Origin of the sequence: Streptomyces sp. NPDC046862, from assembly GCF_040704615.1 — a bacterium.
GTDB lineage: Bacteria > Actinomycetota > Actinomycetes > Streptomycetales > Streptomycetaceae > Streptomyces.
Window position 1 is genome coordinate 67,192 of sequence record NZ_JBEYXP010000055.1, and the last position, 14,899, is coordinate 82,090.

10 protein-coding genes and 1 pseudogene are annotated in these 14,899 nt (G+C 69.3%); 2 read left to right on the forward strand and 9 right to left on the reverse strand.

Annotated features, from left to right (window positions below; translation table 11 throughout):
* Positions 1–89: 89 nt before the first annotated feature.
* The 4 genes from AB0959_RS42340 to AB0959_RS42355 form a co-directional block, all read right to left on the reverse strand.
* Entirely contained in the window at positions 90–3,143 is a 3,054-nt protein-coding gene (locus tag AB0959_RS42340) for a family 78 glycoside hydrolase catalytic domain (RefSeq protein WP_366832173.1), read from the reverse strand.
* Positions 3,144–3,346: 203 nt separating this feature from the next.
* Positions 3,347–4,612, reverse strand: a complete 1,266-nt coding sequence (locus AB0959_RS42345; RefSeq protein WP_366832174.1) for an extracellular solute-binding protein — start codon at positions 4,610–4,612, stop codon at positions 3,347–3,349.
* A 56-nt stretch (positions 4,613–4,668) separates the two neighbouring features.
* A complete protein-coding gene (locus AB0959_RS42350; protein ID WP_366832175.1) occupies positions 4,669–5,490 on the reverse strand; it encodes a carbohydrate ABC transporter permease in 822 nt (273 codons plus the stop codon).
* Entirely contained in the window at positions 5,487–6,437 is a 951-nt protein-coding gene (locus AB0959_RS42355; protein ID WP_366832176.1) for a sugar ABC transporter permease, read from the reverse strand. Before AB0959_RS42355 ends, AB0959_RS42350 begins: the two co-directional genes overlap by 4 nt.
* A 430-nt stretch (positions 6,438–6,867) precedes the next feature.
* Here AB0959_RS42355 and AB0959_RS42360 point away from each other — a divergent pair, with 430 nt between their 5' ends.
* A complete protein-coding gene (locus AB0959_RS42360; protein ID WP_366832177.1) occupies positions 6,868–7,908 on the forward strand; it encodes a LacI family DNA-binding transcriptional regulator in 1,041 nt (346 codons plus the stop codon).
* Positions 7,909–8,116: 208 nt separating this feature from the next.
* Here AB0959_RS42360 and AB0959_RS42365 read toward each other — a convergent pair whose 3' ends face one another.
* From AB0959_RS42365 to AB0959_RS42375, 3 genes and pseudogenes are all read right to left on the reverse strand, one after another.
* Positions 8,117–9,160 carry a zinc-dependent alcohol dehydrogenase family protein gene (locus AB0959_RS42365; protein WP_366832178.1) on the reverse strand — a complete coding sequence of 348 codons (1,044 nt, stop codon included), beginning with the start codon at positions 9,158–9,160 and terminating at the stop codon, positions 8,117–8,119.
* A gap of 217 nt (positions 9,161–9,377) precedes the next feature.
* A complete protein-coding gene (locus AB0959_RS42370; RefSeq protein ID WP_366832179.1) occupies positions 9,378–9,899 on the reverse strand; it encodes a hypothetical protein in 522 nt (173 codons plus the stop codon).
* Positions 9,900–10,014: 115 nt separating this feature from the next.
* Positions 10,015–10,620: pseudogene (locus AB0959_RS42375) on the reverse strand (MFS transporter); the annotation flags it as partial.
* A 136-nt stretch (positions 10,621–10,756) separates the two neighbouring features.
* On the opposite strand from AB0959_RS42375, the gene AB0959_RS42380 reads away from it, so the two are divergent.
* Entirely contained in the window at positions 10,757–11,659 is a 903-nt protein-coding gene (locus AB0959_RS42380; protein ID WP_366832180.1) for a helix-turn-helix transcriptional regulator, read from the forward strand.
* An 80-nt stretch (positions 11,660–11,739) separates the two neighbouring features.
* On the opposite strand, the gene AB0959_RS42385 is transcribed toward AB0959_RS42380, so the two are convergent.
* Both AB0959_RS42385 and AB0959_RS42390 read right to left on the reverse strand, forming a co-directional pair.
* Complete coding sequence (locus tag AB0959_RS42385) at positions 11,740–13,242, reverse strand: glycoside hydrolase family 43 protein (protein WP_366832181.1); 1,503 nt, start codon at positions 13,240–13,242, stop codon at positions 11,740–11,742.
* Positions 13,243–13,443: 201 nt separating this feature from the next.
* Positions 13,444–14,508, reverse strand: coding sequence for a LacI family DNA-binding transcriptional regulator (locus AB0959_RS42390; RefSeq protein ID WP_366832182.1), 1,065 nt, complete (start codon positions 14,506–14,508; stop codon positions 13,444–13,446).
* Between the last annotated feature and the right edge of the window lie 391 nt (positions 14,509–14,899).

The window sequence follows — 14,899 nt, forward strand, 5'->3', positions numbered from 1 at the left end:
ACTGCCCCTCGTGAGACCGCTGAATTACGTATTCACCACGCAGCCTCAGCCGGAATTCAGGGGGCAGTGGTTTCCCTTCGATGCGGCGTCTATCGCAGCCTGGCGGTCAACCGGTACCGGCCGGAGGGCAGTCGGTAGGAGGACACCCCTTCCGTGCGGCCGAGGAAGCGCACGCCGTCCACGCGGGCCAACGGAGTTCGTCCCTCGCGCACGGAGTCGTCCGAGGCGGACGGAAGGCGCAGCGTCGCCTCGCTGTTCGCGGGCACGGCTGCTTCGTACAGCAGGGTCCTGCCGGCGTCGTCGACCGTCCACTCGCTGCGGATCTCGCCGTACGGCGACTCGTGCGCGCCCGACACCCGCGTGATCCGGCCCGTGGGATCCATGTGGGGTTGCAACAGGAAGTGCTTGAAGCCGGGGTGGTCCGGGTCCCGGGCGATACCCGCCATGTACGCGTACATCCACTCCGTGATCGCGCCGTAGGCGTAGTGGTTGAAGGAGTTCATGCTCACCGGGCCGAACCCGTCCTCCCGGGAGTAGGAGTTCCAGCGCTCCCAGACGGTGGTGGCACCGTTCTTCACCGAGAACAGCCAGGACGGCAGCGCGTCCTGGTGGAGCAGCTTGTACGCCAGGTCCGCACGGCCCTCGTCGGTGAGGACCGGGGCGAGGACGTTGACGCCGAGGAAGCCGACGGACAGGGTGTTCTCGGCGTACCTGACCCGGCTGCTGTCGGGGTGCGCCGCCTTGTAGGCCGCGTCGTTGCCGATGTTGTCCGCCAGCAGCCCGACGAGAGCGCGGCGCTGTGCCTCGGTCTCGTAGAAGCCTAGCTTGAGGACCCACAGCAGCGCCGTCTGGCTGTTGTCCTCCGTCTTCTGGTTCGGGTCGGCGCCGGGTTCGATCGGAGAGGCGTCGCCGAGGCTGGACTTGACGGTGACCCGGCCGCCCTCGGTCCCGAGGTACTTGGTGACGAACGCCTGCCTGATGCGACCGAAGAGTTCTTTGTACGCGTCTGCTTCCGACGGCCGGTCGATCGCGAGGGCCATCTGCGCCATCAACCGCGCGACGTAGCCGTAGTAGACGTCGCTCATGAGCTGGGCGCTGGTCTTCTGCGGCGCCAGCCAGTCACCGGTGAGGGATCCCTGTCCGGCGTAGGTGTCACCGGTCTGCTGCCGGATCCAGTCCAGGTAACGGACCATCGTCGGCCAGTTGTCCCCGACGATGGTGACGTCGCCGGTCATCTGCCACACGGTCCACGGCAGGATGACACCGCAGTCCGCCCAACCGCTGCCTCCGCCAGGGAAGTTGTACCGCCCACCGGGAGCGACCCCGGTGAACTGCGTCTTGTCCTCGCCGTAGACGGTCTGGGAGTCGACGACGGTGTCCTGGAAGTGGCTGAGGAAGGCGGCCGCGTCCGTGTTGTACAGGCCTGTCGTGGCGAAGATCTGGGTGTCACCGGTCCAGCCGAGGCGTTCGTCGCGTTGCGGACAGTCGGTGGGCACCCACAGGTAGTTGCCGCGCTGGCCCCAACGGATGTTGCTCGCCAGCTGGTTGATGTCGGGATCGTTGGTGGTGACGCTGCCGGTCTCACGGATCGCGGACGTGGCGACCTTTCCGGTCAGGCCGGTGATCGTGACGGTGTCCGTCGCCGTGACGGACACATAGCGGAAGCCGTAGAAGGTCAGGGAGTCCTGGTGGGTCTCGCCGTGCCGGTCACCCTTGAGGATGTACGTGCTGGTGGCCTTGGCACTGCGGAGGTTGGCCCGGTACACCGAGCCCTCGGGTCCGTCCGCGCCGGCGCTGTCGTCGTTGAGTATCTCGCCGAACCTGAACTCGACCTGGGCTCCCGCCGATCCGCGCAGGGTGTAGCGGGCCACGCCGACCATGTTCTGGCCGAGGTCGAAGACGGCGGTCTCGCCGCTGCCGATCGTGACCGCGGCGGAAGCCGCCCTGGCGGGGTCGGTCACGGTCCGGTCCGGGTCCACGACGATACGGCCCCTGCCATGAGGGCTGCTGTCCTTGCCGGTCACTCCGGTGGCCACGGTGATGGACCGCGGCCGGCGGTCCCAGCGGGGCATCAGACGTGCCGACTCGACGGGATGGGCGAGCAGTCGCGCATCCGGGTACCTGGACTCGAAGGGGACCCGCTCCACGTCCGGCCATCCGGACTCGTCGAAGCCTGACGACGTCCAGCCCGGCAGTTCCTTGCGGGCGTCGTAGGTCTGGCCGTCGTAGATGTCGTCGGTCCGGTAGGGGCCCGTGTCGGTGGCCTTCCAGCCGTTGTCCGGCGCCGTGACGACGGACTGTGACGTACCGTCGGCGTACCGGATCAGAAGCTTGGCCTTGAGAGCCAGGCGGTTGCCGTCCTTCGCGTAGTACGTGCTGCCCTCGGAGACACGGCCGTTGTACCAGCCGTTGCCCAGGACGGCGGCCAGGGTCACCGTCCGCTCCCGCGCCACGAGGTCCGTGACGTCGTAGGTCATGTAGTTGACGCGTGCGTCGTAGTTCGTCCAGCCCGGGGGCAGCAGTTCGGTGGTGGTGCCGCCGTCCTGCGGAACGGTGACGTGGTGCCCGTTGACGTACGCGTCGTAGACCCCGAGGGCGGAGACGTAGAGCCTCGCCTCGCGGACCCTGGCCCGGCTGTCGCCCTGCGCGTCCAGGGGTACCTCGGCACGCAGCATCGGTGCGCCCGGTGAGTTGGGCGCCTTTCCCTTCATCCCGATCCACTGCGCACCGTCCCAGCCGGTGACGCCGTCGATGCTCATGAGGCCGGTCTCGAAGAAGGCCGCAGGGGCCGTGCCCACCGCACTGCCTTGTGCGTCCCAGACGGTGACGGTCCAGTGATAGCGGGTCGAGGGCCGTAGGGACCTGCCCGCGTAGCGCACGGCCACCGAGTCGGATGACCTGACACGACCGCTGTTCCAGACGTCAGCACGGCCAACGGTCAGCTTGTCCGGGGAACTCGCGACAAGGATCTGATAAGCGCCCTGGCTCCGCCCCCGGGCCGAGGACCGCATGCGCCACCCGAAGCGCGGTCGGCCGGCGTCCACGCCGAGAGGGCCGGTGCGGTGTTCGACGGTCAGCCCCGACACCGCGCCGCCCTCCGCGCGAGAGGACGCTGTCGCCGCCTCACTCGTACCGCCTCCCATGGCAACACTCCCTACCGACACGGCGCCGGCCGTCGCGGCGAGCACGGTTCGACGGCCCACTCCCCCAGCATGCGCATGAGGACGGGGTCCCTCCTCGGCACCACGATCGGCACCGTCCGCACTGTGCGTTTCATGGTTCACACCGTCTTCCTCTCGGCTTTCCGGTCGGTCTTCCGGCAATCGATCAGCGGTCGGCACGCGGGTCAGCTTCCGGCTTTGTAGTCGGCGTCCATTTCCTTGAGGAGCTTTCCGGGCGTGGACTGACCGCTGAAGATCTCCTGGAGACCGCTGAGCATGGTCTGCTGGACCTTGGCGTTGGGCCACAGTTGGTCCATGAACGGCACCGTGCGGTCCGCCTTGATGAACGTGGAGAGTTCGGTCAGGGACGGGTCGGCCTCAAAGCCGGTGTCGGGAAGTGAGGGCAGACCGCCTTGCTTCTTGACGAACAGGTTCATGCCCTGGGGCGACATCACGAAGTTCACGAACTTCAGCGCCAGGTCCTCGTTCTTGGTCTTGGCGTTCACTCCGTAGCCGGCACCGGCGGCAGCCGGTATCAGGGTCGCCGACGGGTCGTCGGTGGCCGGCAGCGCCTTGAAGGTGAAGGTGCCCTGCGGGTTCTTCCCCTTGAGGAGGGCGATCACCCAGTTGCCCTGGACGATGCCGAGCGTCTTGCCGGTGGCGGCGAGTTGCTGGCTGGCCTCGTAGTTGGTGCCCAGCGGGTTCTTCTGGAAGCAGCCCGTCTTCTCCATGGTCAGGTACTTGTCGAGGGCCGTGGTCCACGGCGACTTCGCGAAGGTGGCCTGACCGGCCTGCATCTTCTTGTCGAAGTCGCGGTCGCCGCCGTAGACGGTCGTGGCGACCAGCGCGTACAGGACGAGTTGGGTCACCCAGTTGTCCTGGTTGCCCAGTGCGAAAGCGGGAGTTCCCTTGGCTTTCGCGGCCCGGCAGAATGCCAGGAGCTTGGTCCAGGTGTCGGGCGGGGTGAGTCCGGCCTTGTCCAGGGCTTGCTGGTTGTAGACGGCGCCGATGCCGTTCTGCCCGAAGACCGCGGTGTAGGTCTTTCCCTTGTACTGAGCGACGGTTTTCATCGCGTCGGGCAGTTCGGCGGCCCACGGCTGGTCCGAGAGGTCACGCAAGTACCCCGGCTTGGCCAGGACATACGTGGCGCCCGGGTTGCCGTTGCCCGGCCAGACCGACATCACGTCGGGTGCGGTGCCCGAGGCGAGCTGGGTCCGGACCTGCTGCTGGTACTGGTCGGCTCCACTGGTGGTGTAGCGGACCTTGACGCCCGGGTTGGCCTTCTCGAACGCCTTGACGACATCCTCGACGGAGCCCTGGTCGACCGAAGCCAGCGTCAACGTCCTGGATCCGCCCTCGGAGCCGCCCGCCTTGGTGCCGCCGCTGCACGCGGCCAGGAGGGCGGTGGCTGTCACCGCGGCCAGCAGGACCGCTGGTGTGCGTGTCTTCATGATGTCTCCCTCGAAAGAAGCGGCCGCGGCCGTGCGTGAGTCATGGGCGTCGCGTGTCATCCCTTCAGCCCTCCCGCGAAGCCGTTGAGGATGCTGCGCTGCAGCAGGAAGTAGACGACCAGGACGGGCAGGATGCTGATCACCAGTGCGGCGAAGATGAGGTTCCAGTCGGTGACGTACTGGCCGACGAAGCCGGCGATCGCGACCGGCATGGTCTGCTGGGCGCTGCCGCTGAGGTACAGCAGCGGGGTGAAGAAGTCGTTCCACACGGCGACCGTGTTGAGCACCAGAGCCGTCACAGTGACGGGCTTGAGCATCGGCAGCACCACGTACCGGAAGCCCTGCCAAGGTGTGCAGCCGTCGATCAGCGCTGCGTCCTCGAAGTCGCGCGGCAGGGCGCGCAGAAAGCCGGTGTAGAGGAAGACGGTGAACGGCACCTGCAGACCGGAGTAGAAGAGGACCAGGGCCCACGGAGTGCCGAGCAGACCGAGGTCACGCATGGTCTGGTACAGCGGCAGCGAGGCGAGCTGGAAGGGCAGCACGAGGCCGAGAAGGACCAGCAGATGCGCTCCGCGTGACCAGCGTGCCGTCACGCGGGCCAGCGGATACGCGGCGAGGGACGCGACGGCCAGCACGATGACGACGCTGCACACCGTCACCAGCACGCTGTTGGCGAGCGCTCCGCCGAGCGCGCCCTGCTGCCAGGCCTGCGTGAAGTTGTCCAGGGTCGGCGAGGCGGTCGGCGCGATGGGCGAGGAGGTGTCCGACGGCGGCCGCAGTGCGAGGTTGACCAGGACGTACACCGGGAAGCCCACGAACAGAGCGACGGCGATCATCGCCAGTTCGAGGGCGAGAGTGCGGCGACGGTACCGGTTCATGACGCTGCCCTCTCGTTACGGGCCAGCCCGAGGTACTGCCCGGTGGACACGACCGCCACGATGATCGTCAGGACCACCGCGAGGGCGATGCTGTAGCCGAACTCGCCGAGCGTGAAGGCGTCCTTGTAGATCAGCGTGGAGATCGTGTCGGTCGCGTGCCCCGGTCCACCGCCGGTCAGCGCGTAGACCTGGTCGAAGAGTTTGATCCCGCCGATGATCGACAGCATCAGGTTGACGGTGAACGCCGGCGCCAGCAGCGGCCGGGTCACCGACCAGAAGCGCCGCGCGGGACCGGCGCCGTCCATCGCCGCGGCCTCGTGGATCTCCTTCGGTACCGCCTGCAGTCCGGCGAGGAAGATGACCATGGAGTAGCCCGCGTACTGCCACACGATCACCCCGACCACGGCCCACAGGGCGAGATTCGGGCTGCCCAGCCAGTCCTGCCGCCAGTCGTCCAGCCCCACAGCACCCAACAGACTGTTGACAGCCCCTTCCGGGCCGAGCAGGTTCCGCCACAGGTAGGCGGTCACGATCGGGGTGATCACGGCCGGGGCGAACAGGAACACCCTGAGCGCGTTGCGGGACTTGATGGCCGTGTTGACGCCGAGGGCCAGCACCAGCCCCAGCGCGTTCTGGAAGACCGTGATCGACACGGCGATGAGCAGGGTGTGCCAGATGGCCTGCCTGGCGTCGGCGTCGCTGACCATGTCGGCGAAGTTGTCGAGCCCGACGAAGGAGAAGTGAGGGTCGAGGCCGTCCCAGTCGGTGAAGGCGTAGTACACGCCGCGAGCGCTCGGCACCAGGACGACGAAGGCGAACAGCAGCAGGGCGGGCAGTGCGAACCACCAGGGCGGGGTGGTGCGGAGGCGGCGTGCCTTGGCCACCGGCGCCGTACGGGGAATCCGGTCGTGGTCCTCCGCAAGGCGCTCGTGCGGGGCGAGGGTCACAGGCGGACCTCTTCCTTGAAACGATTCAAACGGTGGCGCGGTCATGGCGTGGGCAGTGGCTCGGTCGTGGCGCGCCTGCGGCGCGCTTGTGGCGGGATCAGAGCTTGGTCGGCTCGCCACCGAGTGGCCAGCCTGTTTCTACGTCTCGGGGATCCGGTCCGGGGCCGGGTGCGGGCGCTCCGGCTTCTGTGCGTGGGCAGCTTGGGGAGCGTGGGTAACGTTTCCCAAAGGGTGCTGCCAGACCATAGAGAGCGTCCCGTGTGACGTCAAGATGCCGCGCACCCGCGCGACTGTCACGGCGACGACGCCTTCCTGGCCAGCGACGACTGATCCGGGGTGATGGGTCCTCGATACGGTGGCGCTCACTGAGCCGCGGCCACCTCCGTACACTCTGCGGTAACGTTCCCCAATTCGCCGGAGGGCACCCGGGATGGAACCGCCAGCACGTCCTCGCCGCGTCACGATCATCGACGTCGCGCGTCACGCCCAGGTGTCCACGACCACGGTTTCCAAGGTGCTGCGCAACGCCTACGGAGCCAGCCCCGAGATGCGCGCGAAGGTGCGCCGGGCGATCGACGAGCTGGGCTACCGACCGCTTGCTGCCGCTCGGGGCCTGCGCGGCCAGACCTACACCATCGGCGTGATGCTGCCCGACATCCGCAACCCCTTCTTCCCCGAGATCCTCGACGGGATCACCGACCGGCTCGCGGACACCGACTACCAGGTCTTCCTGGGCCCGGGGTGCAACGGCGAGAAGGAGGAGGCGCGCGTCACGGAGGCCATGATCGACCGCGGGATGGACGGCCTCGTCCTGATCGCGCCGATCTCACCGCGCGACCACCTCGAGCACATCGCCTCCGTCGTACCGACCGTGGTCGTCGGCCGTCACGGGCACTCCCCGGTGTACGACACCGTGACGGACGACGACGTGACAGGCGCCGCCCTGATCGTCGGTCACCTCGCCGACCTCGGGCACCGCCGGATCGCCCACATCGAGCACCACGAGAGCGACCCGACGCGCATCGCGGAAATGCCCAACGCGCTGCGCGCGGACGGCTATCGGCGTGCCATGCGGTCCCTCGGTCTCGCGGAGGAGATCGACGTCGTGTCCACCAGCTACACCCAACAGGGCGGGTACGAGGGCGCGAAGGAGCTGCTGGCGCGTCCACGCCTGCCCACGGCTGTCTTCGCCGGTGCGGACATCGTCGCGATGGGTGTGCTGGAGGCGTTCGCCGAAGCCGGGCTGTCCGTTCCCGGTGACATCTCGGTGGCCGGCTACGACAACACGACCTTCGCCGCCTTCGGTCCGATCTCCCTCACCAGTGTCGACCAGGCGGGCCACGAGATCGGCGGGAACGCCGCCCGCCTCCTCCTCGAACGGATCGCCGACCGCCAGAAGGCACCGGTACAGGTCAAGCTCTCCCCCACTCTGGTGCCGCGCCGGACCACCGCCATGATCAACTCGTCCTGACGGGTGGCGTGTTCGTGGTCGGGGCGTGGCCGGCCGCAGCAGAAAGTCGGCGCAGGGGGCTTGTGCGCCGTGCCGGGCCGTGCCGGGCCGTGCCGGGCCGTGCCGGGCCGGGGTGACGACAGCAGGCCCGGGCGCGGCGGGCACGGACGGGGCCGCGCCCTCACCGTTGGCGCCCGGGCCGTTGGCGCCCGGGCCGTTGGCGCCCGGGTCAGGGCTTGACGAGGACCTTGAGGGTCCTGCGGTCGGCCATGTCCTGGTAGCCGGCCGGGACACCGTCGAAGGTGGTGGTGGCGTCGAAGACCTTCCCCGGCTCGATGGCGCCGTCGAGGATGTCGGGCATCAGCTCCTCGATGTAGGCCCGGACCGGCGCCGGTCCGCCGGCCAGCCGGATGTTGTGGCGGAAGAGGCTGCCGAAGCCGATCGGGGCGTCCTCGTACTGCGGAACGCCGACGCGGCTGATGACACCGCCCGGGCGGACGATGCCGAGGGACTGCTCGTAGGCGGGCATGTTGCCGACGGCTTCGAGGACGACGTGCGTGCCGTGCCCACCGGTGAGCTCGCGGACCGCGGCGATGCCTTCTTCACCGCGGGCGGAGACGACGTCGGTGGCGCCGAACTCGCGGCCGAGGTCGGTGCGCGCCTGGTGGCGGCCCATGAGAATGATCTGTTCGGCGCCGAGGCGCTTGGCCGACAGCACCCCCAGCAGGCCGACGGCCCCGTCACCGATCACGGTGACGCTGGTGCCCTTGGTGACGCCGCCCGCCACGGCGGCGTGGTAGCCGGTGCCGAAGACGTCCGAGAGCGTGAGCAGGGACGGTATGAGCGCCGAGTCCGCCGCGACGGGGAGCTTGACGAGGGTGCCGTCGGCGAGCGGGACACGGACCGCTTCGGCCTGACCGCCCTCTTCCGGCTCACCGTCCCAGAAGTTGGCCTGCGGGTGGGCGCAGGAGGTGTGCAGGCCCTCCCGGCAGAACTCGCAGGTGTTGTCGGAGATCGCGAACGGAGCGACGACCAGGTCGCCCCTCTTGACGGTGGTCACCTCCGGGCCGGTGTCCTCGACGACGCCGATGAACTCGTGCCCCATCCGTGCCGGGCCGTCGGCCGGGGACATGGAGGCGTACGGCCACAGGTCGCTGCCGCAGATGCAGGAGGCGGTGATGCGGACCAGCGCGTCGGTGGGCTGCTTGATGACGGAGTCGGGGACGTTCTCGATCCGGACGTCGCCGGCGCCGTACAGGAGGGTTGCGCGCATGAGATGTTCTCCGGGGTGGTTGTTTCGGGCGTTTCAGGAGTTTCGGGTGTTTCGGGTGTTTCCGGTGGGCGGTTTGTCGCCCGGGCCCAGTACCCGGGCGTGGCCGCACCATGGGACCTACGTTCCTGTGGCATGCGTCTCTGTGGCATGCGTCTGTGGGTCAGGCGCGTCTGCGGGGCGAGTGTTCGTGCCCTCGCGGCGACGGCTTCGCCGGTGTCTAGACCGTGGACGGTGCCTGCCTGTGACTCCGGGTGCGGGCGATGGCGATAGTGGGGATCAGGGTCAGCGCGGCGATGACGGTGCCGACCATGGCGGGGCCCGTGGCTCCGAGGGTGGAGTCGAGGGCACGGCCGGCGGTCCAGGAGCCTGCCGCGGTGCCGAGGTTGAACGCCGAGACGGTGAGGGCGGACCCCAGCGTGGGCGCACGGCCCGCGAAGCGGACGGCCAGGGAGATCAGCACCGGGTTGGCGCCGAGCCCGAAGAGCCCGAGCAGGGCGACCAGCGCGGCCGTCGGCACGGCGTGGGCGGACAGCAGGCAGATCGCCAGCAGGATGACCGTGGTGGCCGCGGCGGCCATGATGATCGTCGCATACGGGCGGACGTCGCCGAGGCGTCCTCCGACCAGGAAGCCCGCGAGCGCGCCGGCACCGAATCCGGCCAGCACCAACGGCACGATCCCGGCGGCGAGATGGGCCCGGTCGGTCAGCAGCGGCGAGATGTAGGTGTAGGTGGACAGCACGCCGCCGGTCGTGGTCGCGCAGGCCGCCAGCGCCAGCCACAGGCGGGCCGGAGCGCAGAGCGGTCAGTTCGGACCGGATCGACACGGCCCGACGGCCCGTGCTGTCGTGCGGGACGTAGCGGGCGATCAGCCCCGTGGCGGCGGCGCCCAGGACCGCGAGTGCCCAGAACGGTCCCCGCCATCCCATGAGCTGTCCCGCGAAGGCGCCCAGCGGAACGCCCACGACGTTGGCGAGCATGGCGCCGGAGCCGACGACGCCCACCGCACGTGAGCTCGCGGCCGGGCCGGCGACGCGGGTGGCCACCACATTGGCGACCGCCCAGAAGGCACCGGTGGCCAACGCGGTCAAAAAGCGCGCCGCCAGCAACAGCGGGAAGCTGGAGCCGAGCGCGACGACGACATGTCCGGCCGCGAAGACGGCCAGCGCGAGCACCAGCGTCAACCGCGCCTGAAGCCGCAGCGTGAGCATCGCCATCAGTGGCGCGCCGACGATCATGCCGACCGCGAAGACCGTGATCAACAGTCCCGCCTGGGCGACGCTCACATGGACGTCGCCCGCGATCTCCGGCAGCAGTCCCGCCACCACGAACTCCGTCGTGCCCATCAGGAACGTACCCAGGGCCAGCACATGGATGACGAACGGAAGCCGGGCGGACGAGCGCGCGCGTTCTTCGACGCGCACGTCGCCAGGGGTGTGCAGGACTCCTCCTCGTGTACTCATTCCTTCTTCTCCAGCGGGGGTGTGATCGAGCTGTCGACCCCACGACACCGTCTTCGCGACAGGAGGAGAAGGTCGCGTTTATAGGGGGTATAAGCTCAACCTCCCTCCGCGGCTGCCGACGTCTACCGTTGAGGGCATGGACCGACCCGACAACCGCGCCGACATCCGGGACTTCCTCGCCAGCCGCCGCGCCAAGATCACCCCGGAGCAGGCCGGACTGCCCACCAGCGGCCGGCGCCGGGTTCCGGGACTACGGCGCGAGGAGGTCGCCGTCCTCGCCGGCGTGAGCACCGAGTGGTACACGCGGCTGGAGAAGGGCCACATCAGCGGTGTGTCGGAAGACGTTCTCGACGCGGTGGCGCAAGCGCTGCGCCTGGACGAGGACGAGCGCACCTACCTGTTCGACCTGGCCCGGGCAGCGCGGCCGACCGGCCGCGCGCCTGCACGCCGCAAGGACGTCGAGATTCCGCCCCGTGTCCAGTGGCTCCTCGACTCCATGACGCTGTCCTCGGCGTTCGTGCGCAACGGCCGTATGGACATCGTCGCCGGCAACCCACTGGCCCGCGCCCTGCACGCCCCGATGTTCGAAAGCGACACCACCGACAAGCACGGCCGCCCCAACATCGCCCGTTTCATCTTCCTCGATCCGGGCGCCCAGAGCTTCTACGTCGACTGGGACCATGCCACCGTCACCACCGCCGCGCTGCTGCGCGCCGAGGCCGGGCGCGAGCCCCACGACCGGGCCCTGCGTGAACTCATCGGCGAACTGTCCACGCTCAGCCCCGAGTTCCGCACCCAGTGGGCCGCGCACGACGTCCGCATCCGCCACGACGGCATCAAGCGGCTTCGCCATCCCGAAATCGGCGACCTGGAGCTGACCTACCAGTCCCTGGACCTGCCCCTGTCCCACCGCACGGTGCACAACCTGACCATCTACACCGCGGAACCGGGAACCTCGCACGAAGACCGGCTCAGGCTCCTCGCCAGCTGGACAGCGACCCCGTCCCCGGCGGCAGAGCCCACCAACGACCCTCGCTGAGCGGCCGCTGCCCGCCGGTGCCGGCAGCTCGGACGGGCAACCCGCATCGGGGGGCCACGCCAGTGAACTGGGCGACTGCCTCAGGCTTCGAGCGGTTCGTAGTCGAACCAGTCGAAGTGAACGGAGCCGGCTGAGGCGAACATGCCGAGAACCCGGCCCGTGAAGCCGCCGGCGACCTCCGTGGAGAGGTACCGGCCGTCGAGCGAGGCGAGTTCGACGAAGGTGCCGTCCGGTTCCTCGATGCCGATCGAGAGGGTGTCGGGGCCGGTGCGCGGGTCGGTCGCCCCCTGTGCCGCAGCCACCTCGACGCGGAGAACCACAGGTCCGGGCGGAGTGGCCCGAGAAGCCACGACGGTGCTCAACGGGCCGATACGGGCACGCACTCGCACCTCGCCGGACACTGCCTCGATGTCGTAGTGGTGCTGCTCGTCGAGGCGGACAGCCAGGCCGCCCTCTCCGTCCGTCACGTCGACCAGGGCTCGCGCCCGGCAGGACGGATGCTGCTGCCTCCGGCCGACGAACGTCACGTCGGTGTCGTCGAGCGATCCGCCGCGGGCACGCAGGGTGAGCCAGCCGGGCCGTTCCTTCGTGGTGCAGTCCTCCGGGGGACGTCGGCGCAGCGAGATCCAGTACGGGGCCAACTCGCTCAAGTCGAAGTCGTCCCGGCCCGATACGGCTGGGTTCGGCTGTAGCGGCCATGGAGGCGCGGGCATGACGGGCGCCAGTTCGCCGACGACGGGCCAGCCGTCGACCCAGTCGACCGGCGCCAGGAACGTCTCCCGGCCGAGTACGTGCCAACCGGGGGTCCCGCCGCGTGGCCGTACGCCGAGCAGCACCATCCACCACGAACCGTCGGGTGCCTGGACCAGGTCCGCGTGGCCGGTGTTCTGGATGGGGTGGTCGGTGCCTCGGTGGGTCAGGATCGGGTTGGCCGGGCAGGGCTCGAACGGGCCGGTGGGCGTGCGCCCGCGTGCGATCGCGACGCCGTGACACCGCTCGGTGCCGCCCTCGGCGATCAGCAGGTACCAGTAGTCGCCGATCCGGTACAGGTGCGGTGCCTCGGGGGCCTTGGCTCCGGGCGTGCCGGACCAGAGCCGTCGTGGCGGGCCGAACGTCTGCCCGGTGTGCGGATCGATGCGGACCTGTCCCACGCCGGCGACGGTGCACCAGCAGTTGCCGTCGTCGTCCCACGCGAGATCCGGGTCGATGCCGTGGACCTCCGGCAGCCGGATGGGTTCCGACCAGGGGCCTGCCGGGTCGGTGGCCGTGAACAGCAGATTGCCGTCGCCGCTCACGTTGGTGACGATGAGCCAGAACCGGCCGCCATGGTGTCGCAGTGTGGGCGCGTAGATCCCGCCGGAGGAGGGCGCGTCAGGCGACAGGCGCAGTTGGCTCGGCCGGTCCAGCGCGTTTCCGATCTGGGTCCAGTGCACCAGGTCCCGGCTGTGGAGGATGGGCACGCCGGGGAAGTACTCGAAACTGGAACACGCCACGTAGTAGTCGTCGCCCACTCGGCAGATACTCGGATCCGGGTAGAAGCCGGGGATCACCGGGTTGTTGATGGTGGCACCCGTGGGGGGCATGCTCGACACCCTGATCGAGTCCTTTCGCTGGTTCGCTGCTTTCGCAGGTCAACGGACGGGTGGAGTCGTACGACCACGAGCCTGCGGCCGGTCGCGAAACTTTCGCTCTGAAAACATGAAGAGTTTCCAGGACAGGAGGCTAGCGACGGCCCCGCCGGTGGTCAATGCCACGCGGGCCCCATGGGGCGGGTCGAACCGGCGTCAGCTCTTCAACGGAGCCGTGCTCCCCCGGACCGTCAGCGTCGTCGCGATCTCCAGCCCCACCTGGGGCGCCTGTTCGCCGCGGCCGAGGGTGAGCGCCAGTTCGGTCGCCGCGACCGCCATCTCGGTCAGGGGCTGGTGGACGGTGGTCAGGGGCGGGTCCACCCAGGCCACGACCGGCAGATCGTCGAAACCGACGACGCTCAGGTCGTCGGGGATGCGCAGGCCCGCCTCGCGCGCGGCCTGGTAGACCCCGAGTGCCTGCAGGTCATTGGCCGCGAAGACGGCCGTCGGACGTTCGGGCAGGGCCAGCAGGGAACGCGCCGCGGTGCAGCCGTCCTCACGGGTGAGGCCTGCGTGCACGACGAGTTCGGGGTCGGTCGGCAGGCGCGCGGCCCGCATCGCGGAGCGGTATCCGTCCAGCCGGGCGGCGCAGCACAGCTGGTCCTGCGGCCCGCTGATCATGGCGATGCGGCGGTGTCCCAGCTCGGTGAGGTGCCGGGTCGCGGCGCGGCCGCCCGACCAGTTCGTGGCGCCCACGAACGGGACGTCGTCCGGCAGCTCCGTGATCGGGTCGAAGACGACGAACGGGATGCCCTTCGCCTTCAGCTGTTCCCGCTCGGCCTCGGAGAGCTGGGCCACGGAGAGCACGCACTTCGGACGCCGCGAGACGGTGTCGTCCCAGCTCGGCGTGGAGTCGTGCAGGCCGAACTGCGACACCATGAGGCCTGCGCCGTGCCGGCGCGCCACTTGCTCCACGCCCCGGATGATCTCCACCGCCCACATGTCCCTGAGCTCACGGAACACGAGCTCCACGACGTTGTTCCGGCTCGTTCCGGCCGGCTTGCGGTAGCGGTACCTGTTGACCAGTTCCTCGACCCGGGCGCGTGTGTCCGCGGAAACCCCGGACTTGCCGTTGATCACCTTGGACACGGTCGGGACCGACACGCCCGCCGACTCGGCGATGTACGCGATGGTGACCGGCCTGGACGCGTCGCCCTGCTCGCGTTCCTCGTCCGCCGGTCCGTCAGCTGCGTGGTCCGCCAAGGTCGCCTTCCCGATCATCGAACCGCCCGCCCACCGGCAGCGGGGAGCGAAAGCTGGTTGAGCAAGGTCGCGTGGTCGCGCCGCGGCATTCTCTCATCTCTTGCCGACGAACCTGTGGCCTCGAGCACCTCCTCATGTTAACTTCTCCGCCGCCACACAGAGAAAGTTTCCATCACTCCCTGGGTTCACGGTCACAGAGACCGGCCCACATGTTGCAGCGTCTGGCATGACCCCAACGGGTCTGCACCCCCCACAAACGGAAGGTGCACATGACAACGAGGAGACTGGCAAGCTTCCTTCGCCGACGGCGCGGGCCGTCACGGCCCGCGCCCAGACAGGCGGGACACCAGCGGGCGAACGCCCAGCTCCCGCGGGTGCCCGCCACCCCCCCCGCCGCCCCCCCCCCCCC